We start from the raw sequence: 24,414 nt of genomic DNA, 5'->3' as shown, positions 1-24,414 counted from the left end.
CCGTGAACACTATGCCGACTTGGATGAACAACGAAACAAGGCATTCCCAGAGCTCTGCCGGGCCAACCTAACGTCTTGTGTCCAGATCGCCAACCGCTTGAGCGCGGAAGAACAGCTCAATGTCGATCTGATGGAAAGTTTGCGGAACGCTCAGTACAACGGTATAGCCGGTGCTATCGGCATTGCGTTCATCCCCAGTAACCGTGTATCTGCCGATCAAGCTACCCTAGAGTATGTCCGTCAGACCGGAGGCACAGCAGAGGAATTCAAAGCGGTCCTGGCTATGCTGGGTGCTGGGGTGGCTGGAGTCGGTCCCAAAACGGTTGAAAAAGCTACCAATGCATTGGATCGTTTGAAGGCACTTCAAGCGGCGAAGGGAACAGTACCGGCAGAAGTACCGGCTACTTCTGTAATAGCTAAAGAAGGTTTATACAATGAATTACGTGCTGCTCAGGCGAGGGATGCTTTAATCGGAACTACTTTGCCAGGTGCGAAGGCTCCAGTTACGGTTACAGCGGAGGGAAGCGTTGGAGGAAAAGTGTTGGTTGATACTAATCAGACGGCACGCCCTGCAATGGTTGCCGAAAATAAGCCAACTCTTATTGCGGATTTGCTTCCACTTGGCAGTCCTAACTCTTCTATGGCAAACGCTCATGCTGAAATCGCGGTTATTCAACGGGCATTCGATGCAGGCATAACAAAGGGGCAGGATATGGCAATAATTGTACGCGGAGAGCGAGTGTGTTCGTTCTGTCGATCTTCTAATAATATTTTAGCCGCAGCTGATCGTTCGGGATTGAATAGTTTGAAGCTTGTTGAAGCAGAAAGTGGCAAAATTTTTACTTGGACTCGCGGAATAGAAGGGTGGAAATAATGTTTGATCTTGAAGATGAGAAACCTATCTGTCTAGAGCTTTGCTATTTGGATAGGTCAAATTCTCCCCCTGCGGTAATTGTCGAAAATCCTGTTTGGGAGAGTATTTCTGAAGGTATTAGAAAAGTATACAAATTTGGCGGATTTGTCAGGCTCTCGGTAAATGAGCCCCAGAGTTCCCTGGTTAGAGAGCTCTCGATGGACTCTTTACCAGGGAGGTTCAAATTGGCAGTTCTAACAAGTTCACCTAACCCTAAAGAAGAGTATCTTGAATGGTGGGAGTTTGGGGATTCTCCTTTCAGAGGAGTCGTAAGGTTTGGTGATGATGAATTCGACTCTAGAACTGTGTGTGCAGATATTTCAATAGCTGAAGCGGTCTTTAAAGAGCTTTATGAAACAGGTGGCCTGGATGTAGGTCTGGCTCAAATGCGTTCGCCCTGGAACCCCAAGCCATGACCACAAGAGCATAAAGGGGACAGCATAAAGGGGACAGATTTATTTTCCCTACTCTAATTTTCTAAGCAGGGAGGCTCCAGCGCAGACGCCGTAAGGAGGCTCCGCGATGCCTAGGCAAGGGCGAGTGGTTTTACCGAATTATCAGTGAATAAAGGGGACAGTCCGAATAAAGGGGACAGATTTATTTTTCGGTGTTTATGAGCTGGTCAAGAACTGGAGGGAAACCTATGCAGCTCTGGAGCAGTTGGCCACTTCGCCAGAGTTCCGGCAGCAATTTGGCGATAACTACCTCAAGGGGCTGGAGGAGCGCGCCGCATTCTTGACTCAGGCATACGAGGATGCCGGCTGGCAAGGTTCGGTCACAGCTGGTGTCGAGGGCGGTAGGTTCGCTGCGGAACTTGTTGGCGTTCTGACGGCAGTAAAAGGTGGCGCGCAGATAACCGCCAAGCTGCCAACAGCAGCCAAGAACCTGGTCAACGCGATTGCGGAGTCACCTGTTTCCGGTAGTATGAGTTCGCAGCTCGGGGCAGTGGGGGACTTGGGTCGGCTGGGTGGGGGGCAAAAGGAGTTCAAAAACTTCCTGAACTCGGTGGGGTTGATACGTTTCTTAGCTCTCAAGCAGCAAATTTAAACAAGAAGTTGGGTGCGAAAATAGGTGAAGGCAGACTGCCTTACGAGGCCAGTCGCGCTGGTGTTGAGCAGGCCAAGCTAGCAGTTAAAGAAACATTGGAGAACGCTACCGCTGTTAGTGACATAATTCCTAAGTCGGCTGTCCGAGGGAGTTATGACCTTGTTCATGTTTACAGCTCTAAAACTAATAGCAGTGTTAACCTACGAGTGTTGCCCGGCGGCAAATATGAATTCGACACTTTGATTTCAGTGAAATCCTCAAAATTTTAGTCGCGGGGTTTGGCCTTATGATCATTGGTGAGAAGATTTTTGAGTTTAGATTTCGGTCGTTCTTTATGTCGGGGTCTTTGGTTTGTAAAATGTTGGTTCTGTTTCTTAGGTTTTCAAGATCGGGATGGGTTTCATTAGATATTGGGGAAGGTGTGTTAAGGATTTTGTCTTTTGGCTCTGAACCAAAGCTGTTGGGGCTGGATGAGATTTCCGATGACTTTGCGTACCCGATCCAGAGTTCGAATGAATTGGATAGATATTTTGGTAAGGACCTGCTTGCTGTTTACAAGTATCTTTTTTCGGATGTGGAAGATGGTTGTGTCGGCGTGTATTTCGATTTTGGAGATTGTGGTTTTAGCGTTTTGGAGTTAGAGGATAACTTGTCCATAATTGATGGCGTGGTTAGAGTTTCAGATGACGTGGCTTTATCTAAGTTAGAGATTTAGATGGGGCAAAAGCAACAGGCGGGAAGCCCACCGTTGAGCTGTTCGGCGGGAAGAATGCGCAGACTCTCGGCGCAATAAACGTAGATATCCGCGCCGATATTCAGACCATAAAGGGGACAGATTTATTTTCCCTACTCTAATTCTCTGAGCAGAGAGGCTCCAGTGCAGACACCGTAAGGAGGCTCCGCGATGCCCTAGGTAAGGGCGATCGGTTTAGCGAGTTATTCGCTTTGAGTGGTTTGGCGTGGGCGGTTGCTGAAAATTATAGTAGTAAAAATAAATCTGTCCCCTTTTTCCTTTATGATCGGGCAGGGAATATTGTTGAATTTAAAGACAAAATTTCCCGAAAACTGTTTATGATCCGAAAATATTTACTGATCAGGGAATCCTTGATCTAGGGCAGCAGGCCGCAGCTGGCGGCTATAAGGGCGCGCTATCTAAAGGGCTGAGTAAATATGACTCTGTTGCCGGGGGTGTCACTTTTAGGGTGTATTTAGATAAGTTCACAGGAGCGGTGACAAGTTTCCACCCGAAGTAAAGGAGGTGCTTGTGAAAGAATTGTTTGGTCAGCCATACAGCGAGTCAGACCCTTATTGGGTCGTTAAAGGGTATTTTGACAGGATGTATGATGATGGCTACTTCATTGAGGCGGTTGGCTATATCGTGAAGAGATGGGGGTTCAGTACGGATGGGGCGTACTGTAACTTCCCTGATGGAAATAGTCCGTTTGATGAGGAGCACTTCGAGGGGGTTGAGTTTTCTTATGGCTATCCCCCGAAGGATGAAGACACCATTGTTGTGAGCGAGGCTGTTTGTTCTAAGTTCATTCGGCTCGCTTGTGAAAATTATCTTCAGCGCCATCCTGAAGATACTGAGAAAGTAAAAGAGCTTTTAGATAAGCTGTCTTTCTGATCCCTGACCGATATACTCCGTAGCCATGAACAGATTGAATCGTCAAAAGCCTCTATTCAAGTTCCTGGACGTGTTCAGTCACGTGTTAACTTGATGGCCGGTGGCAAGATGCGGGTTGAGCGAATAAATGGGCAGATGTATTTTCCCTACCCTGATTTCTGAGCAGGGAGGCTCCAGTGCAGACGTCGTAAGGAGGCTCCGCGATGCCTAGGCAGAGGCGAGTGGTTTTACTGAACTATCCGCTTCACGTGGTTCAGTGTGGTAAGATCGGCAGTGGTATGCAGTGGGAATGAGAAATATAAACACTAGTCAAAATTAGAGTAGGAAAAATAAATCTGTCCCCTTTTCTGTCCCTTTCCTCAAGAAGGCTATCCCAATGGAATTCCGGTTGAGGTCATGAATTTTCCAGGTGCTAAGTAGTGAAAGAAATAGAGATATTGTCAGCTCTAGAAGGGCTTGGCTGGAGATGCGACAAAGATGAGGCTGGGGATTATTTTTGCCTAATGGACATTGGTGAAGTCCAGGTTCAGATTATTCCAACTATAGGGAAGCGCTCTGATCATTTTAGGGTTTCATTAATGCCATCTGTTTCTACGAAGAATTTTACGGCGGCAGTTGCATTCGTTTTGGGTGAGGCCAGTAATTATGTGCCGATTATTGTGAGTAATGACGTGCCGGAGAAAATAGTCGATTTCTCACTGGATGATGTCGTTAGACTTTCTCAAAGTGCTATATCTTGGGCTTCTGCTCAAGATATAGAAAAAGGCTTGGCAGCTTATAGAGCTTTGCCAACAAATTCGAAGGGTGCTATGCCGTTGCGGCACTTGGCAGCTTTGGCGATAGCTGGAGACGTTAGCTGTCTTGCAAATTATCAATTCAGCTTCGAGCAGGGTGACAGATTAGGGTTTGTTCCGTATATCACCCAAGACATGATAGAGCGCGCTCTCTTGATTGCGCGAAATGTGCGTTGACGCTAATTACCCAAAGCGAATAAAGGGGACAGATTTATTTTCCCTACTCTAATTCTCTGAGCAGAGAGGCTCCAGTGCAGACACCGTAAGGAGGCTCCGCGATGCCCTAGGTAAGGGCGATTGGTTTAGCGAGTTATTCGCTTTGAGTGGTTTGGCGTGGGCGGTTGCTGAAAATTATAGTAGTAAAAATAAATCTGTCCCCTTTTTCCTTTATGATCGGGCAGGGAATATTGTTGAATTTAAAGACAAAATTTCCCGAAAACTGTTTATGATCCGAAAATATTTACTGATCAGGGAATCCTTGATCTAGGGCAGCAGGCCGCAGCTGGCGGCTATAAGGGCGCGCTATCTAAAGGGCTGAGTCAATATGACTCTGTTGCCGGGGGTGTCACTTTTAGGGTGTATTTAGATAAGTTCACAGGAGCGGTAACAAGTTTCCACCCGAAGTAAAGGAGGTGCTTGTGAAAGAATTGTTTGGTCAGCCATACAGCGAGTCAGACCCTTATTGGGTCGTTAAAGGGTATTTTGACAGGATGTATGATGATGGCTACTTCATTGAGGCGGTTGGCTATATCGTGAAGAGATGGGGGTTCAGTACGGATGGGGCGTACTGTAACTTCCCTGATGAAAATAGTCCGTTTGATGAGGAGCACTTCGAGGGGGTTGAGTTTTCTTATGGCTATCCCCCGAAGGATGAAGACACCATTGTTGTGAGCGAGGCTGTTTGTTCTAAGTTCATTCGGCTCGCTTGTGAAAAGTATCTTCAGCGCCATCCTGAAGATACTGAGAAAGTAAAAGAGCTTTTAGATAAGCTGTCTTTCTGATCCCTGACCGATATACTCCGTAGCCATGAACAGATTGAATCGTCAAAAGCCTCTATTCAAGTTCCTGGACGTGTTCAGTCACGTGTTAACTTGATGGCCGGTGGCAAGATGCGGGTTGAGCGAATAAAGGGGCAGATGTATTTTTCCTACCCTGATTTCTGAGCAGGGAGGCTCCAGTGCAGACGCCGTAAGGAGGCTCCGCGAGGCCTAGGCAGAGGCGAGTGGTTTTACTGAACTATCCGCTTTACGTGGTTCAGTGTGGGTAAGATCGGCAGTGGTATACAGTGGAAATGAGAAATATAAGCACTAGCCAAAACTAGAGTAGGGAAAATAAATCTGTCCCCTTTTCCCATGGGCCGGCGCCGCAGCTCCCCCAGTTCTATATCGAGGTTTGACTGAGCCGAGCCGACCAGCTTGCAGGCATGCTGGTCGTACCCGTCATCGGAAAAACTCATCTGGGTTATGCGGCAAGGCTCAGATTCAGCGAGAACTGTATTTCAACAGATCGACCAAGGCTTCCTGGATCTATTCTATTACTTATCTTCTATAACGCTAGACTCTGCTCCTTCGAAACCGCTTAACCAATGTGGTTCATCAAGGGAGTACTTGGTTACAGTAAATCCGTCAGGGAACTCTTTGAACCCTGGGAGCTTTAGGTATTTGGGGATTTCTGAGTTTGCCCTATCCTCTGTGCTGAATACTCCTAGAAGCTTATAGCTTTCACTTTCAGAGTCTCCGTATGTATGGTGGAGTATGAATACGTTATCCATCAGTGCCTCCATTTTTTTAGGAGTTTGATTACTTGGGGTCTATGAACGATCTGTCACCCCACTTTTTGATCTGGTTGTATTCAGAGCCTGGTCCGTCTTTCCAGTTACCTTTGCCATATTTTTGATCCATGATGCGTTTGGCAAAGTCTTTCCCTGATTCGCCTTGATATGGCCTATCCCCTTTTGCCCAGCTTGGAACGTCTTTAGCTCCTGCCTTTCCTGAAACTCCTGGCTTGTTGACCTTCCAAGGACCTTTGGGGCCAAGTGGAGGCGCAATTCCCAAGACTGGGGTCTGTACTTCGTAGGTCCAAAGGCAATCGGAGGTTTTAAACACACGGAAGCCATAGACCATATTCCCCCATAGCCATCTATCAATGCTACTGTTCACAGACTCCTGATAAGCAAGAGCATCTGCTCGTGCCGCAGCCTCTGTTGCAAACAGATCCCCTGGAGCCAGTCCTAGTGGATCTGAAAGTCCGAGTGGATTTCCCTCTACATATCCATATGTATTTAACCCTCCTACCAACCCAATCGGATCACTCTCCACATACCGCCCAGTCTCCGGATCATAGTCGCGGAAGTAGTTGTAGTGCAGCCCGCTCCTGAGCAGTCCGCGTTCGTCGTAGGTGAAGGTGGAATTGCTGCTGGGGCAGTTGGGAGAGGGTTCGCCTTCGATGGCGACGATGCGCTTGATGCCCTGGATCACCTGGAAGCGGTAGGTGGCCTGCTTGCCGTATTCGTTGGTGACGGTGGTGGAGCCGTCATCGTTGTAGGCGAGGGAGACCTTTTCGGCGCCGTTGGCGTGTTCGCTGGAGATGGCGCGGCCTTGGTTGTCGTAGGCCCAGGTGGCGAACCGGCGATTATTGTTATCCTGGATGCCTGTAAGTAGTTTTATGTTCCTCGGGTCGTCATAGAGGTACTGTGTTTTCGTGCTGTATTGCCCATCTGTTCGTGTTACCGAAGTGAGTCGCTGTTCCTTGTCGTATGTGTACTCAATGGATATACCCCCTGTCTGAGCGCGAAGGAGTTGATGGTTGGCTCCCTCCGAGAGAACGAGTTTGTTGCCATGCTCGTCGCTAATCACAAGATTAGCGCCTCGCTCTACACGATACTTGCGACCCTCCTTGGTCTTGAGCCTGGCGAGTTTTCCATACGGGTCAAACTCTATAGTTTCGTTGAGCTCCGAGGTATAGAAAAATCTTCCTGCTAGTCGGCTAAGCCTTCCCAGATCCGTGAGGGAAGTTAGATCTCTCCCGGCCCCAGTGAACTCCGAAACCTTTCCGTCTTCGCGGTAAAGTAGGTAGCTATCATCCTTGCGTGTTATGCGCGGAGAGAACGAATGACGCCATAATCCGTCCAGGCCATTGTAGTGTCGGGCAAGCGGAATCGGGGTTATTAAGTCATGCTCGACCTGATATTTGTTGCCATTGGTGATGTTGACCGGGTTTCCTGCGCAACCCTCCGGCGGCGGAGCCCCCTTGTCGGGGCCATTTTTATCTGGAAGCTTACAGCCAGCGTCATCCATTTCGTAACCGGGGCGACAATCGCAGCTTCCTGTCTCGTTATTAAGCTCAGCCCCTAGTGGGCAGCTGTTGCCGATCAAGGTAGCTCCCGAGGTCTGCCAAGTAATCCCGCCAGTACCCGAAACATTGCATTGAACCCACTTGGGATTCATTTTCTCAATTGTTTTTAGCCAGTTTTTTGATGTATTATCGAAGTAGTACTGGCACGCCGCCGCATAGGATGGAAAGAAGGCTGTAGGTTCCCCTGGTATGCTAATTTTCCATTGATAAAGTTCAGCATTAGCGCTCTGGGCGAAGAACAACGTGAACATTAAACGCGTTACAGAACGTAGCCTCCCCTGAGCTAATAGACTTGCCTTAGTCCTCATTTATCCTTTCTCCTGGGCCACAAAAAGCTTCGTTTCCTGCCACTTCCGGTTCGCAATGAAGCCCCCTCGATCATCTACCCGGCTTACTATTCGCCCCAAATCCAGTGCCGATCATATCCGGCAGTCGAGTTTCGTATAGATGTTCACTGTATTCCGTGAGCCAGTCTTAAGAACCGACGGCGTTACGCAAATTTCTGTCCGTGATCCAGACGGGAGCAAGCGCGCGGCCAAGGTGATTAAGCCAGGAATCTACCGACCTCGGACGAGGTGGCGCAGTCGGCCTGCCTTGCGGCCACCGTCGGGGGGCAAAAACTCCAATGGAGGACGGCCAATGAGGATGCCGTCCCGCTATGCCCAAGGACGATGAAACGACACCCCGGCCAAACCGGAAAATCGCCAGTTCGGATCTCCTGCAATGCAGGAAAACTCCCGGTATCTCGCACTGGCTAAAGGACGCAAAACGTTCTTTTGAGCTGGGGACGAAATTCCTGAATTTTCAGGAGAGGGTCGCGCGACCGTGCCCACAATTTTGAGGAGACAGTCAGGCACCGCAGATCACGACCACTACTAATGGGGGAAAGTGAGAAAAACCTACCTTGTCGGACCCACCGCCGAGGAATCCCTCCCGATACGGGTACAAAAGCGTGCCCGTCGCATGTGCCGGAGACTTTCCCGCCATATACCGGAAAATTTTCCGGCATGGCTTAGCCAGGATCTGCAATGATTCCGCACTCCCCCTCCGGCCAGAGTCCGGAAAGTTTCTGGCCCCTCCTGATCGGCGGAAAATTCCGCCTATCTCCAGCACCTCATCCGCCTGGATGCGATCTGCCGGCACCGCCCTTAGGCACACCATCACATCGAGCCCAAACCTCGACGTAATGGCACTAGGCTAGAACTGCCCGGAAAACCACAATGAGGACGTGCTCTCGATGAAGGTGAAAGATCTCGAAGCTGCATCCAGCGATGCGCTTGGTAGGGTATTCGGAGGATTAAGAACACGCGCGAAGGTCGCGATGAGAAGGGAAAGCGAGGATCGAGCTTACCGGGAGCGGCGCAGGCCACCCGGTTGTCCTGCTGGCGTGACGACAGACATTTGAGCTGGCCGGCATGGAAAAGCCCCGTCTGAGCGATTCAGGACGGGGCTTTCCTTTAGGCTTACTGCACCCACCATGCCCCGACAAAGAACTGGCCCGGGAGAAGCGATTTGCGGTAAGTGCCCGATATATTTGGCGTCCCGGAGAGGGGTCGAACCTCCAACCTTCCCCTTAGGAGGGGGATGCTCTATCCAATTGAGCTACCGGGACACGCCGGACATGGCGAGCGGTGCGCCGCGTCCGGGCGGCATGTTAACGGCAGAGAAAGCGTTTGTCATGCCACTGCCACCAAGGCTGCGCATAATTTTCCGCAACCCTGGAGGTGCAGCATGAACCAGACCGTCGCCATTCCCGCCGCACAGGACCTGCCGGACGCCCCGCGCCAGCCGCGGATACCGGACTCCCCCTTCGCCAGCTTCGATGTGCGGATCGCCAGCGAGCACGACGCGCCGCGCCTGTCGTTGCTGCTACAGCAACTCGGTAGCGCCGATCCGCGCCCGGACCCGGCGTTGCTGGCCATCCAACTGCAACGACCGCGCGGCGACCGGGTCACCCTGGTGGCCGAGCGCGGCGAGCGCCTGCTCGGCACCTGCACCCTGCATCTGATCGAACACCTGGCGCACGATTTCGCCCGCTCGGCAATTCTCGAAGACATGGTGGTCGACCGCCACGCCCGCGGCCAGGGCGTAGGCCGCGAACTGATCGGCCGGGCCGTGGAGCGCGCGCGCAGTTGGGGCTGCTACAAACTGGCGCTTTCCAGTCACCAGGACCGGGAAACCGCGCAGCGCTTCTATGCCGCGCTAGGGTTCACCAGCCACGGCGTAAGCCTGGCGCTGCATCTGGGCTGACATCATCATGCATTTTGCAACCGGCAAAATGCCCATCCGTGCAAAGTGCATGCGAGAGAGTCTCGGACACATATATAATTCATTGATTTAAAAGGATTTTTTATAGAAAAAAGTTGGCACAACCGCTGCTACAAGACCCTCAGGATCAAACCTTGGCCATCTGCCTGGCAAAGCTACGAAATGGAGGTGAACATGAGCAGCTCACGCAACCTGGTCGGCACCGGACTTCTTTCCCTGCTGGCTCTCGTAGTCTTCCAGAACAGCGCACTGGGCGACGAGGACAGGACGCAGGAACGCAACGGCGAAAAGCCGGTAGTGCTGGACAGCAACGCAACACCGCAGTGGGCACCCGCTGCGCAGCGACTGGTGATCCAGGCGCCCGAAGAATCCCCGCGCATCGTCACCGTAGGCGAGGACGAGCGCGGCACGGCGCTGGTGACCGCGGCCGACGAACAGGCCTGGACATTCTGACGAAGCAAGCGCCGGGAGACCGGCATCCAACGACGCTACACCGCCGCACAGGTCCCCGGGATGCTGGCGGGCGGAAGGGAGAAAGAACATGTGGATCCTGGCTTTGCCGCTGACCGCCCTGGCCCTTTCGGTCGGCGTCTACGGGCTGCTCTGGCTGATAGAGCGCGGAGGAGACGAATATCCAGCGAAGCTTCCGCTGAGCGACAAGGGCGCCACGGAACCTCGGCGCCACTGAACCGGCACAAGGAACAGCGAGCCCGACGGAGAGGGCTCCGGGAGTGAAACCATGTCACGATCCGCCGTCATTCTTCTGTTCGTGGTGATCGCCAGCGCGATCCTGGCGCTGAGCCTGCCGCCCGATGCCACCCTCCTCGCCTGGTGCGCCTGGGGACTGCTGGGCATATCCGGCGCCTGGCTGCTGTTTGCCCTGGTGGTAGGTCGGCGAATCCGCTTCGATCCCAGCCTGGACTGATTTCGCCCACAACGCCTTGCCGGGCGCTACAGCGTCGCTCACAGCGGCGGGCACATGCCGTCGTGTGCCAGTTCCACCCCCTCGGGCAACGCAGCGGGGTGGTCCAGCAGCCAGGCGTCCAGCGCATGCCCGACGTGAGTCAACACGGCCCGCCGGGGACGCAGCGATTCGATGCACTCCAGTGCCCGCGTCAGGTCGTTGTGGTTGCGCGGCGGCCGCTCCTGCGGCGGCATCGAGCAGTCCAGCACCAGCAGGTCCAGCGGCGCCGCGAGCAATCGCGAGGCGCTGTCCGCCGGCAGCCCGACGGTATCGGTGAGGTAGGCCAGACGCCGTATCGTTCCCTCCTCGGAAGCCCCCTCCAGCAAGTAGCCGAAGGTCGGCTTCGAGTGGACCAGCGGTAGCGCGGTCGCCGCCAACGCGCCCCACTGGCGCCGCTCGAAGGCGCCGAAGGGCTGGCTGAAATCGAGGATGCCCGGATGCTTGTAGAGGTCGGCGAGGCCCTCCGGGTCGGCCGGGCCATGCACCGGGATCACCAGGCCCTGACCCCAGCGCAGGTGCAGCAGGCCCTGGGCGTGGTCGGCGTGGTAATGGGTCTGGAGGATGCCGTCGAGGCTATGGGGCGGGAAGCGCTCGCAGAGATCGACCAGGCCGCTGTCGATCAGCCAGCGCTGGCCGGCGCACTCCAGCAGCGCGCTACAGGGACGGCGACGCAGGCCGGCGTCGGCGCGGGCGTTGCGACAGGCCGGGCAATCGCAACCGTAGACCGGCACCTGGCGGGCATCGCCGGTGCCGAGCAGGGTCAGGCGCATGCGCGGTCGCTGCCGAGACGGGCCAGGAGGCTGCGTAGCGTGTCGTCGAGGTCACCGGAGTTGTCCAGTTGGAACAGCGGGCCCTCCAGGCCGGCGGCGAACTCGGCGTTGCGCGCCAGGCGCGCCTCGATTTCCTCGGGGCTTTCCCGGCCGCGCGCCAGCAGGCGCTGGCGCAGCACCTCGGGTTTCACCCCGAGCAGGACCGCGAGCAGATCCGGATAGCGCCGGCGGGCCTGCGCCAGGTAGCCGCGCGAGCCGTTCACCAGCACGTCGTAGCCCTGCGCCAGCCACTCGTCGATCTGCACCGGAATGCCATAGCAAAGGCCGTTGGCGCGCCAGCTCATGGCGAATGCCGAGGCCCGCTCGAGGGTGTCGAACTGCGCCGGGGTCACCGCCTGGGCGTCCTCCCCCACCGCTTCCGCGGAGCGCGTGATCACCCGCCGCACGATACGGCAGCCGCGCAGCGCCAGAGGCTCGCGCGCGGCCTGCAACAGGCTGTCCTTGCCCGAGCCGGAAGGCCCCATCAGATAAATCAGTCTGCCTGTCATCAGAACACTCTCTGCCCGCCGCGCCAGACTTGACGCACCACCGGCTGGTTGTTGCCGAGCGCCCGCGCCTGCAGCAGATCGGCGCGCAGGCCGACGCGGATTTCGCCACGATCGGTCAGCCCGGCGGCCAGCGCCGGGGTACGGCTGACCATCGCCACCGCGCGCGGCAGGTCGTAACGGATCGCATCATACTCGCTGTGCTCGCCGGCGAGCAGCAAGGCCGCATGCAGCAGGCTGGCCGGATAGTAGTCGCTGGAAAGGATATCCAGCACGCCGATTCCCGCCAGTTGCGCCGCCGCCACGTTGCCCGAGTGGGAACCGCCGCGGACCACGTTGGGCGCGCCCATCAGCACCTGCAGGCCGTGCTCGTGGCTGGCCCTGGCGGCCTCCACGGTGGTCGGGAACTCGGCGATGGCCATGCCGTAGCCGGCCGACTCGCGGACATGCGCGAGGGTCGCGTCGTCATGGCTGGCCACCGACAGGCCGCGTCCCTGGCAGACATCGACGATGGCCGCACGGGCGGCGTCGCTGTAGCGCTCGGAGTTGGCTACCTGCTCGACGATGAAGGCGTCCATCTCGGCATCGCTCAGGTGGTACTTGCCCTGGTAGTACTCGCGGTACTTCTCCAGCCTGGCGAACTGGCGCTGGCCGGGGGCGTGGTCCATCACCGAGACCAGTTGCACCAGCGGATGCTCGACCAGTTCGCGGAACACCTCCAGCGTCTGCGGATGGCTGACCTCACAACGCAGGTGCAGGCGATGGTCGGCGCGCGCGTCGCCGCTGGCGGCGGCCTCGCCGATGGCCTCGAGCATCTTCGGCAACTGCTGCATGCGCTTGCCCTTGGGGTTGACGTCGCCGATGGACAGCGCGTCGAACACCGTGGTGATCCCCGCGGCGACGATCTGCGCGTCGTGCGCCAGCACCGCCGAGGCCGACGGCCAGTCGACGCCGGGACGCGGGGTCATGTGCTTCTCCAGGTTGTCGGTGTGCAGCTCGACCAGGCCGGGCAGCAGGTAGTCGCCCCCCAGGTCCTCGGCCCCGGCCAGGTGACTGCGGCCTTCGTCGACCGCGGCGATCAGGCCGTCGCGCAGCAGCACGCTGCCGACGAAGACCCGCTCGGCGCTGACTACCCGGGCATTGCTGAGAACGCGTTCAGACGACATGGGCTTGCTCCTGGCGGGAAAGCTCCTGGCTCATGTCCAGGTAGCGGCTGGCCACCGCCTCGCGGGCGGCGCGGTCGTGGAAGATGCCGATCAAAGCGGCGCCGGCGCCCTTGGCTTCGCCGATCAGTTCCAGCACTACCTGGCGGTTGGCTTCGTCGAGGGACGCGGTCGGCTCGTCGAGCAGCAGGATCGGCCACTCGACCATGAAGCCGCGGGCAATGTTGACGCGTTGCTGCTCGCCGCCGGAAAAGGTACCCGGCGCCAGTTGCCAGAGGCGTTCCGGGATGTTCAGCCGGGCCAGCAGGCTGCGCGCCCGCAGTTCGGCGCTGTCGCGGCTCCAGCCACGGGCCAGGGCCGGCTCCATGACCACGTCGAGGGTCGCCACCCGCGGGATCACCCGCAGGAACTGGCTGACGTAGCCGAGGGTCTGGCGGCGCACGGCGAGCACCTCGCGAGGCTCGGCGCCGACCAGTTCCAGCCAGTCGCCGGCGTGGCGCAGGCGGATGCTGCCGCCGGCCGGCAGGTAGTTGCCGTAGAGCGTGCGCAGCAGGGTGCTCTTGCCGGCGCCGGAGCGACCGTGGAGCACCAGGCATTCGCCGCCGGCGACATTGAAGTTGAGCCCGCGCAGCACATTGAGCACTACGCCCTGTTGCTGGTGCAGGGTGAAGGTCTTGCTGAGGTCGCGGACCTCGATCAGGTTGTTCATCGCTACTTCTCCGGGCGCCCGTCGCGCGGACCGGCGCCGACGCTTCGGCTCAGGGTTGCAGGACCGACGACACCAGCAATTGCGTGTACGGATGCTGCGGGTCGTCGAGAATCTGGTCGGTGAGACCGGCTTCCACCACCCGCGAACGGCGCATGACCATCAGGCGGTCGGCGAGCAGGCGCGCCACCGCCAGGTCGTGGGTGACGATCACCACCGCCAGGTCCAGCTCGCGCACCAGGCCGCGCAGCAGGTCGAGCAGGCGCGCCTGCACCGACACGTCGAGGCCGCCGGTGGGTTCGTCCATGAACACCAGGCGTGGCGCCGAGACCAGGTTGCGGGCGATCTGCAGGCGCTGCTGCATGCCGCCGGAAAAGGTTCGCGGCAGGTCGTCGATGCGCAGCGGATCGATCTCCACCTGTTCCAGCCAGTCCAACCCGGCCTGGCGCAGCCGACCGTAGTGGCGCACGCCCTGGGCCATCAGCCGTTCGCCGATGTTGGCGCCGGCGGACACGCCCATGCGCAGGCCGTCGCGCGGGTTCTGCTCGACGAAGCCCCACTCGGTGCGCAGCAGGGTGCGCCGCTCGGCTTCGCTGGCGGCGTAGAGGTCCAGCCAGCGGTCGCCGTCGTCGCGGTAGGCGACCGTGCCGGCGTCCGGCGGGCAGCGCCCGGAGAGCAGCGAGAGCAGGGTCGACTTGCCCGAGCCGGACTCGCCGACGATGCCCAGCACTTCGCCGGGGTAGAGATCGAAGTCGACCTCCTGGCAGCCCTTTTCCGGCCCGTACAGGCGGGTCAGGCCGCGCACCGAGAGCAGCGGCCGGTCGCGTGCGTCGAGGCTCGCATCGATGGATTCGCAGACCGCGTTCATTGCGCGTCCTCCCCTTCTTCCTGGCGGGCACGCCGCTGCGTGCAGTAATCGGTGTCGGAACAGACGAAGCGCTTGCCGCCACGGTCGTCGACGATCAGTTCGTCCAGGTAGGACTCGTGGCTGCCGCAGAAGGCGCAGCTTTCCTCCCAGCGCTGGACCTCGAAGGGGTGGTCCTCGAAGTCCAGGCTCGCCACCCGGGTGAACGGCGGCACCGCGTACAGGCGCTTCTCGCGACCGGCGCCGAACAGCATCAGCGCCGGGTTCATGTCCAGCTTGGGGTTGTCGAACTTGGGAATCGGCGAGGGATCCATCACGTAGCGCTCGTCCACCGTCACCGGGTAGGCATAGCTGGTGGCGATATGGCCGAAGGTGGCGATGTCCTCGTAGAGCTTCACGTGCATCACCCCGTAGTCGTTGAGCGCATGCATGGTCCGGGTCTCCGCCTCGGAAGGCTCGATGAAGCGCAGCGGCTCGGGGATCGGCACCTGGTAGACCATGATCTGCTCGCCGCTCAGGGCGGTTTCCGGTATCCGGTGGCGGGTCTGGATCACCGTCGCCTCCGGGGTCCGTTCGGTGGTGGCGACCCCGGCGGTGCGGGCGAAGAAACGCCGGATGGATACCGCGTTGGTGGTGTCGTCGGCGCCCTGGTCGATCACCTTGAGCACGTCGTCGGCACCGAGGATGGCCGCGGTCACCTGCATGCCGCCGGTGCCCCAGCCGTAGGGCAGCGGCATCTCGCGGCCGCCGAAGGGCACCTGGTAGCCGGGGATCGCCACCGCCTTGAGCAGGCCGCGGCGGATCATGCGCTTGGTCTGCTCGTCGAGGTAGGCGAAGTTGTAGCCCTGCTCCGGCGCGGCGCTGGCTTGCGGGGAAAGGCTCATGCGCGCTTCTCCTGGACAGTGGGTTGCGCGGATTCGGCGACGCCGGGACGACGCAGCTTGCGAATCAGCTCCAGCTCGGACTGGAAATCGACGTAGTGCGGCAGCTTCAGGTGCGAGACGAAGCCACCGGCCTCGACGTTGTCGCAGTGCATCAGGACGAACTCTTCCTGCTGCGCCGGCGACACCACCTCCTCGCCGTATTCCTCGGCGCGCAGGGCGCGGTCGACCAGGGCCATGCCCATCGCCTTGCGCTCGGCGTAGCCGAAGGCCAGGCCGTAGCCACGGGTGAATTGCGGCAGTTCCTCGCGGGAACCGACGAACTGGTTGACCATCTCGCACTCGGTGACCTCGATCTCGCCCACCGGCACCGCGAAGCCGAGTTCCTCGGGCTCCAGCCAGACCTCGCAGGCGCCGATGCGGATCTCCCCGGCAAACGGATGGTTGCGGCCGTAGCCGCGCTGGGTCGAATAGCCCAGGGCGAGAAGGAAGCCCTCGTCGCCGCGGGCCAGGGCCTGCAGGCGCTGGGCGCGGCCGGTGGGGAAGTCGAGCGGCTCGCGGGTGATATCCGGCACCGCGCCGGGCAGTTCGTACTCCGGCGTCATCAGGCCTTCCCGGTCGAGCAGGCCGAGCACGCGCGGACAAGGCTCCAGGGACGCGCCCCGCTCCACTTCGGGGCCGGGGTAGTCGCCCTCGGCGAGCAGGCTGAAGTCGAGCAGGCGATGGGTATAGTCGAAGGTCGGACCGAGCAGTTGCCCGCCCGGCAGGTCCTTGTAGGTCGCCGAGATCCGTCGTTGCAGGCGCATCCCGGCGGTATCCAGCGGCAGGCTGGCGGCGAAGCGCGGCAGCGTGGTGCGGTAGGCGCGGAGAAGGAAGATCGCTTCCATCAGGTCGCCGGCCGCCTGCTTGATCGCCAGTGCCGCCAGTTGCTCGTCGTACAGCGAACCCTCGGTCATCACCCGCGACACGGCCAGCGGCATCTGCTGGCGGATCTGCTCCACCGACAGCTCCGGCAGCGCGGTATCGCCGCGGCGCTTGCGCGCCAGCAGGCGATGGGCGTTGTCGATGGCCTTCTCGCCACCCTTGACGGCTACGTACATCAGGCCACCTCCTCGACGGGTTCGCTGACCCGGGTACTGCGTGGCAGGCCGAGGATGCGCTCGCCGGCGGCGAAGAAGGCATCCAGGCCCCTGGGGAATTCGGTGCGTGCGGCGCGCTGCGCCCAGAACCCGGCGCTCACCGGCAACGCCACCTGGCGCACCTCGGCGATACCCGGTCCGCGCCACTCCAGCGAGTCGCCACCATCGAGGCCGGCGAGCTGGATCAGCAGGGTGCAGGACTGGTCCGGATAACGGTCGCTGCCGCTGTCGAAGCCGCTCAGGTCGTCCAGCTCGCCTTCGTCGAGCAAGGCGAACAGCGCCTGCTCGCGCTCGGCGACGATCGGGCAGCCGCAATGGAAGGCCAGGTTGGCGCGCAACGTCGGGCTGTCGAGACCCGGCGCCAGCCACAGCGGGGTGTCGGAGTCGAGGAAGCTCAGGCACAGCGCGTAGCTGGCCGGTTGCAACGCGGCCAGCGCCGGTGCGCGGTCGAGGTTGCGTACCAGCCCCGGTTCGGCGAGGGCCTTGAGCGCCGCGCGGAAACTCCGCTGGGCGTCCAGGACCGGGTCCTGGAACGCCGGTTGCAATAGCGCGGCGGTATCCGCCGGGCTGGGAAGCGAAGCGCTGGTCATCAATCTTCTCCTCGGACCAGGGTGAAGAACTCCACCTTGGTAGTGGCGATTTCCGCCTCCTGGGCGGCACGGCGCTCGGCCTGGGTACGGGCCAGCGGTTCGATCAGGCGCGCCTGCCAGGCCGCCGCATCGGCGCCCTGCAGGTGCGCGTCGGCCAGGGCGGCCAGTTCGGCGTGGCGCTTGTCGCGCCCGGCGACATAGCTGTAGCCGGTGCGTCCGTCAGCGAGCCGCACCACGCAGCGGGTCACGGTCATCTCGCCGAAGTTGAACGGGCTGCCGGTGCCGCCCATGCGTCCGCGCACCAGGGTCATGCCGGTCTCGGCGGCGCGCAGCAGGTGATAGTCGGCATCGCGCAGGGCGTCCGCATGGGCGTCCAGCTCCTCGCGACGGGCGCGGGCGAGCACGCCCATCCAGCGCTGTCGTGCGGCGATGGTGGGATCGGAATGCAAGGCGGTCATGGGCTTCTCCTAGGGGGCGACCTGGTACTGGAAGCGATCGGCGCGGCTGATCGACTGGGCCAGTTCCACCGGTTGGCCGGTACGGTCGCGGGACAGGGTGAGGACGGTGAGCAACGGCGCATGGCGGGGCATCAGCAGGCGCGCCGCCTCCTCGCGGTTGGGCAGGCGCGCACCGATCAGGCTGTAGGTGCGGGTCAGCGGCAGGCCTTTGTCGGCCAGGTAGCGACGCAGCGAACCGCCCTGGTAGTCGGCGAGCAGCTCGCTGCGGGAAACGGCGTAGCAATGGCGGATCAGGCTCACCGGCTGGCCGTCGAGGTAACGCAGGGTGGTCAGTTCCAGCACCCGCCCGCCCTCGCCGATCCCCAGGTGGGTGGCCTCGGCGGCGCCGGCCGGACGCTGGCGCGCCTCCAGCAGCCGGGCCTCGACCCGGTGGCCCTGGGCCGAGAGCGACTCGGTGTAGGCGTTGGCGGCGCCCATCGGGTAGATCGTCGGCGCCTCCAGGACCTGGGTGCCCTTGCCCTGGCGCCGCAGCACGCGGCCTTCGAGCACCAGTTCGTCGAGCGCCCGGCGCAGGGTATGGCGGTTCACCGCGAAGCGCTGGGCCAGCTGGATCTCGCCGGGCAGGTAGTCGCCGGGGCGGTAGGCCAGCAGTTCCTGGCGCAGCCGTTCGGCCAGTTCGCGGTACAGCGGTTCGCTTTGTCTAGACAAGTGCATGGTTTGGAAAGGGCGCACCAGGCGCCCTCCTCGCGTCGTCAGATGAACAGCTTGCGCAGGCGTTGTGACAGAACGTCGATCAGGCTCACCACCACGATGATGACGATCAGCACGGCGCAGGTCTGGCCGAACTGGAAGCCGCGGATGGCCTCCCAGAGGATCACGCCGATGCCGCCGGCGCCGACCATCCCGACCACGGTGGCGGAACGCACGTTGGACTCGAAGCGGTACAGCGAATAGGAGATCCACAGCGGCAGGACCTGCGGGATGACCCCGAAGATGACCTCCTGCAGGGCGCTGGCACCGGTGGCGCGGACGCCTTCGACCGGACCGGGGTCGATCGCCTCGACCGCCTCGGCGAAGAGCTTGGCGAGCACCCCGGTGGTGCTGATGAACAGCGCCAGCACGCCGGCGAACGGGCCCAGGCCGACAGCGACCACGAAGAGCATGGCGAAGACCATCTCGTTGATCGAACGGCAGGCATCCATCACCCGCCGCACCGGCTGGTAGACCCACCAGGGCACGATGTTCTCGGAGGCCAGGATCGACAGCGGGATGGCGCAGACGATGGCCAGCACCGTGCCCCAGAGGGCGATCTGCACGGTGACCAGCATCTCGCTGAGGTAGAGCTTCCAGTTGCCGAAGTCCGGCGGGAAGAAGTCGGCGGCGAAGGTCGCCATGTTGCCGGCGTCGCGGAACAGCACGGCCGGGTTCATTTCCGCGCCCTTCCAGGACCAGGCGAGGATGGCGAGGAACAGGCCCCAGCCGACCAGGCGTCCCCAGGATGGCTTGCCGGTGGCGGCCGCCGCGGCGGTGGTGCTCAGAGTGCTCATATCGGGAATCTCGACAGCGGTATTGGCGAATCGGGTGGGGCGCGGCGCCGGCCGCGCCCGGGGTGGATCAGCCGGCGTTGGCGGCGGTCTTCTGCTCGCGCTCGGCCATGCGTTTCTCCAGCTTGGCCAGCTCCTCGTCGAGGGCCTTCAGCTTGGCGGCCTTCTCCTCGGCGCCGAGGTTGGCGTTGTTCGCCACGTCGGTGCGCTGCTTGAACAGCTCGAGCTGGCGGATCGGCAGCAACTGGTCGTCGTCGGAGGGCTGGAACTTCGACCATTGCAGGTCGGCGAGGACCTTCTTCTGCTCGGCGTTGGCGCCGTACTTGAAGAAGAAGTCGCGCAGCTTGTTCTTCTGCTCGTCGCTCAGGTTGTTGCGCCACACCAGCGGGTCGCCCGGGATCAGCGGCGACTTCCAGATCACCTTGAGCTGCCTGGCCTTCTCCGGCTGGGTCAATTCCAGGCGCTCCATGCCCTCGGTATTGAAGGTGGCGACGTCGACCTGCTTGTTGGCCACCGCCAGGGCGTTGACCTCATGGCTGGAGTTGAGGGTGCGCTTGAAGGCCTTGACCGGATCGACGTTGTTCTTGGCGAACACGTAGTAGCCGGGCACCAGGTAACCGGAGGTGGAGTTCGGATCGCCGTTGCCGAAGGTCAGGCTCTTGGCGTTCGCCAGCATGTCCTCGACGCTGTCGATCTTGCTGTCCTTGTTGGCGATCAGCAGGCTCCAGTAGCCCGGCGCGCCGCTGGCGGCGACGGTCTGGGCGAAGATCTCGCCGTGGGCGCGATCCACCGCTTCCATGGCGGCCTTGTTGCCGTACCAGGCGATGTCGACCTTGTCGAAACGCATGCCCTGGATGATCCCGGCGTAGTCGGGGGCGAAGAAGGCCTTCACCTGGTAGCCGGTCTGCTGGCTCATGTCCTTGAGGAAGGGCTCCCAGATGCTCTTGAGGTTCTGCGACGACTCGGTGGAGATGATCCCGAAATTGATCACCGGCTGGTCGGCGTGCGCCATCCCGGCAAGGGAGCCGGCGAGCAGGGCGGAAGCCGCGAGCACACGACTGAAGCGTTTCAACATGGAGAGAACTCCTGGGCAGGGTTTGGCGGGTTTTTATGCGGTTCGAATGACGTCAGGCGCGCGCGAGGGTCAGTTCCGGCTGGCTCTCCGCCCCGCGCCGGGCACGGTCGGAAAACAGCAACGGGGTGTCCCCTTCGGCGCCGTAGAGTTCGTTGAGGAAGCCTTCGGAAAGGTGCTCGCTGCTGCCGTCGAAGAGGATCCGGCCGCCCTTCAGGGCCACCGCGCGCGGGCAATAGCGCAACGCGTAGTCGACCTGATGCAGGGTCACCACCACGGTCTTGCCGTCGTGGCGGTTGATGTCGGCGAGGATGTCCATCACCTTGCGCGCCGACTCCGGGTCGAGCGAGGCGATCGGTTCGTCGGCGAGAATCACCTCGGCCTTCTGGGTCAGGGCGCGGGCGATGGCTACGCGCTGCTGCTGGCCGCCGGAGAGGGTCGAGGCGCGCTGCCCGGCGAGATCGGCCAGGCCGACCCGCGCCAGCGCTTCCAGGGCCTGGCGCTTCTGCTCGGCGCTGAACAGCCCCAGCGAACCGCGCCAGCGCGGCATGCGACCGAGGAAGCCGAGCAGGACGTTGTCCAGCACGCTGAGGCGGTTGACCAGGTTGAACTGCTGGAAGATGTAGCCGATGTCAGCGCGCAGGCGGCGCACTTCGCCGCTCAGGCGACCGGACGCCTGCAGGCGGCGACCCAGCACGTCGATGCTGCCGCCGTTGTCGCGGTCGCAGCGGGCGAGCCCGGCGACGTGACGCAGGAGCGTGGATTTGCCGGAGCCGGATGCACCGATCAACGCCACCATCTCGCCCGCCTGGATTTCCAGCTTCAGGTTGAAAAGCGCCTGCTTGCGGGCAAAGGTCTTGTTCAGGCTGTCGACACGGATCACCGCGCTCATCGTTCTCCCCTCCAATCGGTTGCACGAAGACGCCAGCGGCGCCATCTGGTGTAGACCAAGATAGGAGGAGACTGTGTCAGACCGGTGAAGTGACGATGACAGTCGAGTGACAATCCATTGAACGACCGATGGTCAGAAGGCCATCATCTAACCCCAGTAAAAAACTAGGCTTTTGTTGAATCGCTCGCATTTCAGATAGCTGGTACTGGCAAAACGCCGTCACGCAACGCACAATTGACGTCAACTAATTGTTGTTTCCGAAATAACAGACTGAACGGCTGGCGGAAATCGTGGTCATAGGCCCGAGAACAATGAACGCTTCCTCGGCACCGCTTTTCCCTGACTCTACAGGTTCAATGTATGCGCCCACTGAAACAGGCAACTCCTACCTACTCCAGCCGTACCGCTGACAAATTCGTCGTTCGTCTGCCCGAGGGCATGCGTGAGCAGATCGCAGAAGTCGCTCGCAGCCATCACCGCAGCATGAACTCCGAGATCATCGCCCGACTCGAGCAGAGCCTGCTCCAGGAAGGGGCGCTGCAAGACAATCTCGGTGTTCGCCTGGACAGCCCGGAACTCAGCCTGCACGAGCGCGAGCTGCTGCAGCGTTTCCGCCAGCTGACCCACCGTCAGCAGAACGCGCTGGTCGCCCTGATCGCACACGATGCGGAGCTGGCCCAGGCCTGAGCGCCGAAGCCCACGCGTAGCGCTTGAAATGGCCGGCATTCGCCGGCTTTTTCTTTATGGATGGCCCAACCATGGGCGAGTAACCGCAAGGCGGTTATCCGCCGGCCCCTGTCGCGGTGGCGTTATCCCTCCAACGCCACGAGGGAGAGCCGAATGAGCTATCGCCTGGCCGCCGATGCCCTGGTCTGGCTGCACCTGGGCTTCATCCTGTTCGTCCTGTTCGGCGGCCTGCTGCCGTTGCGTTGGCCACGCCTGGCCTGGCTGCACCTGCCGGCGGTGGCCTGGGGCTGCGCCGTTGAGTTCCTCGGCCTGCCCTGTCCGCTGACCCCGCTGGAGAATCGTCTGCGCCGGGCCGCCGGGGACGCCGGCTACAGCGGCGGCTTCGTCGAGCACTACCTGTTGCCGCTGATCTATCCCGCCGGCCTGACCCCGACGGTGCAATGGATCCTTGGCGCCATCGTTCTGCTGGTCAACCTGATCGCCTACCTGTATCTGTGGCATCGCCGCGGTAGCCGCTGAGCCACGGATGCCACGTCATTCCGTACCTGGATAGTGCTGCGCCGGCAGCGAGGCGAATCGTAGGCTGGTCACCCCTGCCCAGCCCGGAGTGTTTCCCATGCATCCCTATTTCAGCCTCGCCGGTCGCGTCGCCCTGGTCACCGGCGGCAGCCGCGGCATCGGCCAGATGATCGCCCAGGGTCTTCTCGAAGCCGGCGCCCGCGTCTTCATCTGCGCACGTGACGCAGAGGCCTGCGCCGACACCGCCACACACCTCTCGGCCTACGGCGATTGCCAGGCGATCCCTGCCGACCTTTCCAGCGAAGCCGGTGCCCGGCGCCTGGCGCAGGCGCTCGGCGAACTCAGCGCGCGGCTGGATATCCTGGTGAACAACGCCGGCACCAGTTGGGGCGCAGCGCTGGAAAGCTATCCGGTGTCCGGCTGGGAAAAGGTCATGCAGCTCAATGTCACCTCGGTGTTTTCCTGCATCCAGCAACTGCTGCCGCTGCTGCGCCGCTCGGCCAGCGCGGAAAATCCGGCGCGAGTGATCAACATCGGCTCGGTGGCGGGCATCAGCGCCATGGGCGAACAAGCCTATGCCTACGGGCCGAGCAAGGCCGCGCTGCATCAACTGTCGCGGATGCTGGCGAAGGAACTGGTCGGCGAGCACATCAATGTCAACGTGATCGCTCCCGGACGCTTCCCGAGCCGCATGACCCGTCACATCGCCAATGACCCGCAGGCACTGGAGGCGGACAGCGCGTCGATTCCCATGGGCCGCTGGGGTCGCCCGGAGGAGATGGCGGCGCTGGCGATCAGCCTGGCCGGCACCGCCGGCGCCTACATGACCGGCAACGTGATCCCCATCGACGGCGGTTTTCATCTCTGAGCGCCGCCAATCCGGGTAACATGACGCCCCCGACCGCTCGCCTCGTCCCGCCATGACCCACAGCGTTTCTCCCATCGGCTACATCCGCTCCTGCTTCATGGAGAAGTTCGCCATCCCGCGCCAGCCGCTGCTCGCGCCGGCGGCGCGGGGGACCCTGGAACTGCTGCCGCCGTTCGACCAGGCGGAAGCGCTGGAAGGCCTGGAGCAGGTCAGCCATGTCTGGCTGCTGTTCCTCTTCCACCAGGCCCTGGAAGACAAGCCGCGGCTGAAGGTGCGCCCGCCGCGCCTGGGCGGCAACCGCTCGCTGGGAGTCTTCGCCACCCGCGCCACCCATCGGCCGAACGGCATCGGCCAGTCGGTGGTGCGCCTGGAGGGCTTCGAAGCGGGGCGCCTGTGGCTGTCCGGGATCGACCTGCTCGACGGCACCCCGGTACTCGATATCAAGCCCTACGTACCCTACGCCGACGCCGTGGCCGACGCCCGCAACGGCATCGCCGACGCGCCGCCGCCGGGCATCGCGGTGGAGTGGAGCGAGCAGGCGCGGCGCCAGGCCCATGAGCACGGCCAGCGGTTGCGGCAGCCGGTGGCCGAGCTGATCGAGCAATGCCTGGCCCAGGACCCGCGTCCGGCCTACCAGAAGCCGGAGCCCGGGCGCCGCTACGGGGTGCGCCTGTGGGACCTCGACGTGCATTGGCACTACCCGCGCCCGGACCTGATCCGCGTGCTGGACGTCGCCCGCGGCGACTGA

28 protein-coding genes, 1 tRNA gene and 1 pseudogene are annotated in these 24,414 nt (G+C 60.8%); 14 read left to right on the top strand and 16 right to left on the bottom strand.

What is annotated here, in order from left to right; translation table 11 throughout:
- Positions 1-873: 873 nt before the first annotated feature.
- From M6E97_RS04705 to cdiI (M6E97_RS04680), 6 genes and pseudogenes are all read left to right on the top strand, one after another.
- The gene (locus M6E97_RS04705; RefSeq protein ID WP_123794459.1) at positions 874-1,329 is read left to right on the top strand and encodes a DUF6911 family protein; all 456 of its coding nucleotides are present in this window, start codon (positions 874-876) and stop codon (positions 1,327-1,329) included.
- Between the two features lie 187 nt (positions 1,330-1,516).
- Positions 1,517-1,915 (top strand): annotated as a pseudogene (locus M6E97_RS04700) (hypothetical protein); the annotation flags it as partial.
- A gap of 403 nt (positions 1,916-2,318) precedes the next feature.
- Positions 2,319-2,675: a hypothetical protein gene (locus M6E97_RS04695; protein ID WP_169311288.1), complete on the top strand. Its 357-nt coding sequence runs from the start codon at positions 2,319-2,321 to the stop codon at positions 2,673-2,675.
- A gap of 549 nt (positions 2,676-3,224) precedes the next feature.
- Complete coding sequence (gene cdiI, locus M6E97_RS04690) at positions 3,225-3,587, top strand: ribonuclease toxin immunity protein CdiI (protein WP_031690644.1); 363 nt, start codon at positions 3,225-3,227, stop codon at positions 3,585-3,587.
- A 419-nt stretch (positions 3,588-4,006) separates the two neighbouring features.
- Positions 4,007-4,558 (top strand): DUF6990 domain-containing protein, encoded by a 552-nt coding sequence (locus M6E97_RS04685; protein WP_071534440.1) that lies wholly within the window; start codon positions 4,007-4,009, stop codon positions 4,556-4,558.
- Between the two features lie 461 nt (positions 4,559-5,019).
- On the top strand, positions 5,020-5,382 hold the full coding sequence (cdiI, locus tag M6E97_RS04680; protein WP_003160373.1) for a ribonuclease toxin immunity protein CdiI: 363 nt from the start codon (positions 5,020-5,022) through the stop codon (positions 5,380-5,382).
- Positions 5,383-5,915: 533 nt separating this feature from the next.
- On the opposite strand, the gene M6E97_RS04675 is transcribed toward cdiI (M6E97_RS04680), so the two are convergent.
- The 3 genes from M6E97_RS04675 to M6E97_RS04660 all read right to left on the bottom strand — a co-directional run bounded on the left by M6E97_RS04675 (position 5,916) and on the right by M6E97_RS04660 (position 9,347).
- On the bottom strand, positions 5,916-6,152 hold the full coding sequence (locus M6E97_RS04675; protein ID WP_071534362.1) for a DUF7336 domain-containing protein: 237 nt from the start codon (positions 6,150-6,152) through the stop codon (positions 5,916-5,918).
- Between the two features lie 28 nt (positions 6,153-6,180).
- A complete protein-coding gene (locus M6E97_RS31105) occupies positions 6,181-7,986 on the bottom strand; it encodes an RHS repeat-associated core domain-containing protein (protein WP_323809308.1) in 1,806 nt (601 codons plus the stop codon).
- A 1,284-nt stretch (positions 7,987-9,270) separates the two neighbouring features.
- A tRNA-Arg gene (locus M6E97_RS04660) sits at positions 9,271-9,347 on the bottom strand.
- A 119-nt stretch (positions 9,348-9,466) separates the two neighbouring features.
- Here M6E97_RS04660 and M6E97_RS04655 point away from each other — a divergent pair.
- From M6E97_RS04655 to M6E97_RS04640, 4 genes are all read left to right on the top strand, one after another.
- Positions 9,467-9,985 (top strand): GNAT family N-acetyltransferase, encoded by a 519-nt coding sequence (locus M6E97_RS04655; RefSeq protein WP_003091762.1) that lies wholly within the window; start codon positions 9,467-9,469, stop codon positions 9,983-9,985.
- Positions 9,986-10,177: 192 nt separating this feature from the next.
- A complete protein-coding gene (locus tag M6E97_RS04650; protein ID WP_003109295.1) occupies positions 10,178-10,456 on the top strand; it encodes a hypothetical protein in 279 nt (92 codons plus the stop codon).
- Positions 10,457-10,544: 88 nt separating this feature from the next.
- Entirely contained in the window at positions 10,545-10,691 is a 147-nt protein-coding gene (locus M6E97_RS04645; RefSeq protein WP_003091766.1) for a hypothetical protein, read from the top strand.
- A gap of 51 nt (positions 10,692-10,742) precedes the next feature.
- A complete protein-coding gene (locus M6E97_RS04640; RefSeq protein WP_003091768.1) occupies positions 10,743-10,928 on the top strand; it encodes a PA3371 family protein in 186 nt (61 codons plus the stop codon).
- Between the two features lie 38 nt (positions 10,929-10,966).
- Here M6E97_RS04640 and phnP read toward each other — a convergent pair whose 3' ends face one another.
- From phnP to phnC, 13 genes are all read right to left on the bottom strand, one after another.
- Positions 10,967-11,737, bottom strand: a complete 771-nt coding sequence (gene phnP / locus M6E97_RS04635) for a phosphonate metabolism protein PhnP (RefSeq protein WP_033938287.1) — start codon at positions 11,735-11,737, stop codon at positions 10,967-10,969.
- Entirely contained in the window at positions 11,728-12,285 is a 558-nt protein-coding gene (phnN, locus tag M6E97_RS04630; RefSeq protein ID WP_003109293.1) for a phosphonate metabolism protein/1,5-bisphosphokinase (PRPP-forming) PhnN, read from the bottom strand. The genes phnP and phnN overlap by 10 nt, the downstream gene beginning before the upstream one ends.
- Positions 12,285-13,448: an alpha-D-ribose 1-methylphosphonate 5-triphosphate diphosphatase gene (locus M6E97_RS04625; RefSeq protein ID WP_003091776.1), complete on the bottom strand. Its 1,164-nt coding sequence runs from the start codon at positions 13,446-13,448 to the stop codon at positions 12,285-12,287. Before M6E97_RS04625 ends, phnN begins: the two co-directional genes overlap by 1 nt.
- Positions 13,438-14,154 (bottom strand): phosphonate C-P lyase system protein PhnL, encoded by a 717-nt coding sequence (phnL, locus tag M6E97_RS04620; RefSeq protein WP_003091778.1) that lies wholly within the window; start codon positions 14,152-14,154, stop codon positions 13,438-13,440. The genes M6E97_RS04625 and phnL overlap by 11 nt, the downstream gene beginning before the upstream one ends.
- 49 nt (positions 14,155-14,203) lie before the next feature.
- Positions 14,204-15,019 carry a phosphonate C-P lyase system protein PhnK gene (phnK, locus tag M6E97_RS04615; RefSeq protein ID WP_003091781.1) on the bottom strand — a complete coding sequence of 272 codons (816 nt, stop codon included), beginning with the start codon at positions 15,017-15,019 and terminating at the stop codon, positions 14,204-14,206.
- Positions 15,016-15,900, bottom strand: a complete 885-nt coding sequence (locus M6E97_RS04610; protein ID WP_003091784.1) for an alpha-D-ribose 1-methylphosphonate 5-phosphate C-P-lyase PhnJ — start codon at positions 15,898-15,900, stop codon at positions 15,016-15,018. The genes phnK and M6E97_RS04610 overlap by 4 nt, the downstream gene beginning before the upstream one ends.
- The gene (locus M6E97_RS04605) at positions 15,897-16,997 is read right to left on the bottom strand and encodes a carbon-phosphorus lyase complex subunit PhnI (protein ID WP_003091786.1); all 1,101 of its coding nucleotides are present in this window, start codon (positions 16,995-16,997) and stop codon (positions 15,897-15,899) included. Before M6E97_RS04605 ends, M6E97_RS04610 begins: the two co-directional genes overlap by 4 nt.
- Positions 16,997-17,626 carry a phosphonate C-P lyase system protein PhnH gene (phnH, locus tag M6E97_RS04600; protein ID WP_003138236.1) on the bottom strand — a complete coding sequence of 210 codons (630 nt, stop codon included), beginning with the start codon at positions 17,624-17,626 and terminating at the stop codon, positions 16,997-16,999. Before phnH ends, M6E97_RS04605 begins: the two co-directional genes overlap by 1 nt.
- On the bottom strand, positions 17,626-18,084 hold the full coding sequence (phnG, locus tag M6E97_RS04595; protein WP_003138234.1) for a phosphonate C-P lyase system protein PhnG: 459 nt from the start codon (positions 18,082-18,084) through the stop codon (positions 17,626-17,628). The genes phnH and phnG overlap by 1 nt, the downstream gene beginning before the upstream one ends.
- Before the next feature lie 9 nt (positions 18,085-18,093).
- The gene (gene phnF / locus M6E97_RS04590) at positions 18,094-18,816 is read right to left on the bottom strand and encodes a phosphonate metabolism transcriptional regulator PhnF (RefSeq protein ID WP_003091792.1); all 723 of its coding nucleotides are present in this window, start codon (positions 18,814-18,816) and stop codon (positions 18,094-18,096) included.
- A gap of 20 nt (positions 18,817-18,836) precedes the next feature.
- A complete protein-coding gene (phnE, locus tag M6E97_RS04585; RefSeq protein WP_003091793.1) occupies positions 18,837-19,631 on the bottom strand; it encodes a phosphonate ABC transporter, permease protein PhnE in 795 nt (264 codons plus the stop codon).
- A 67-nt stretch (positions 19,632-19,698) separates the two neighbouring features.
- Positions 19,699-20,703: a phosphonate ABC transporter substrate-binding protein gene (gene phnD, locus M6E97_RS04580; protein ID WP_003091795.1), complete on the bottom strand. Its 1,005-nt coding sequence runs from the start codon at positions 20,701-20,703 to the stop codon at positions 19,699-19,701.
- 52 nt (positions 20,704-20,755) lie between these two features.
- A complete protein-coding gene (gene phnC, locus M6E97_RS04575; protein ID WP_003109291.1) occupies positions 20,756-21,592 on the bottom strand; it encodes a phosphonate ABC transporter ATP-binding protein in 837 nt (278 codons plus the stop codon).
- Positions 21,593-21,952: 360 nt separating this feature from the next.
- Between phnC and amrZ the strand changes: the two genes are divergently transcribed.
- The 4 genes from amrZ to tsaA all read left to right on the top strand — a co-directional run bounded on the left by amrZ (position 21,953) and on the right by tsaA (position 24,414).
- The gene (gene amrZ / locus M6E97_RS04570) at positions 21,953-22,279 is read left to right on the top strand and encodes a transcriptional regulator AmrZ (RefSeq protein ID WP_003091802.1); all 327 of its coding nucleotides are present in this window, start codon (positions 21,953-21,955) and stop codon (positions 22,277-22,279) included.
- A gap of 153 nt (positions 22,280-22,432) precedes the next feature.
- Positions 22,433-22,798: a DUF2784 domain-containing protein gene (locus tag M6E97_RS04565; RefSeq protein ID WP_003109290.1), complete on the top strand. Its 366-nt coding sequence runs from the start codon at positions 22,433-22,435 to the stop codon at positions 22,796-22,798.
- Positions 22,799-22,895: 97 nt separating this feature from the next.
- Positions 22,896-23,666, top strand: a complete 771-nt coding sequence (rhlG, locus tag M6E97_RS04560) for a 3-oxoacyl-ACP reductase RhlG (protein WP_003138231.1) — start codon at positions 22,896-22,898, stop codon at positions 23,664-23,666.
- Positions 23,667-23,718: 52 nt separating this feature from the next.
- Positions 23,719-24,414 (top strand): tRNA (N6-threonylcarbamoyladenosine(37)-N6)-methyltransferase TrmO, encoded by a 696-nt coding sequence (gene tsaA / locus M6E97_RS04555; RefSeq protein ID WP_003091808.1) that lies wholly within the window; start codon positions 23,719-23,721, stop codon positions 24,412-24,414.

This window comes from Pseudomonas sp. B111, from assembly GCF_026428275.1.
Taxonomy (GTDB): domain Bacteria; phylum Pseudomonadota; class Gammaproteobacteria; order Pseudomonadales; family Pseudomonadaceae; genus Pseudomonas; species Pseudomonas aeruginosa.
This window is presented reverse-complemented; position numbering and strand designations above follow the sequence as displayed.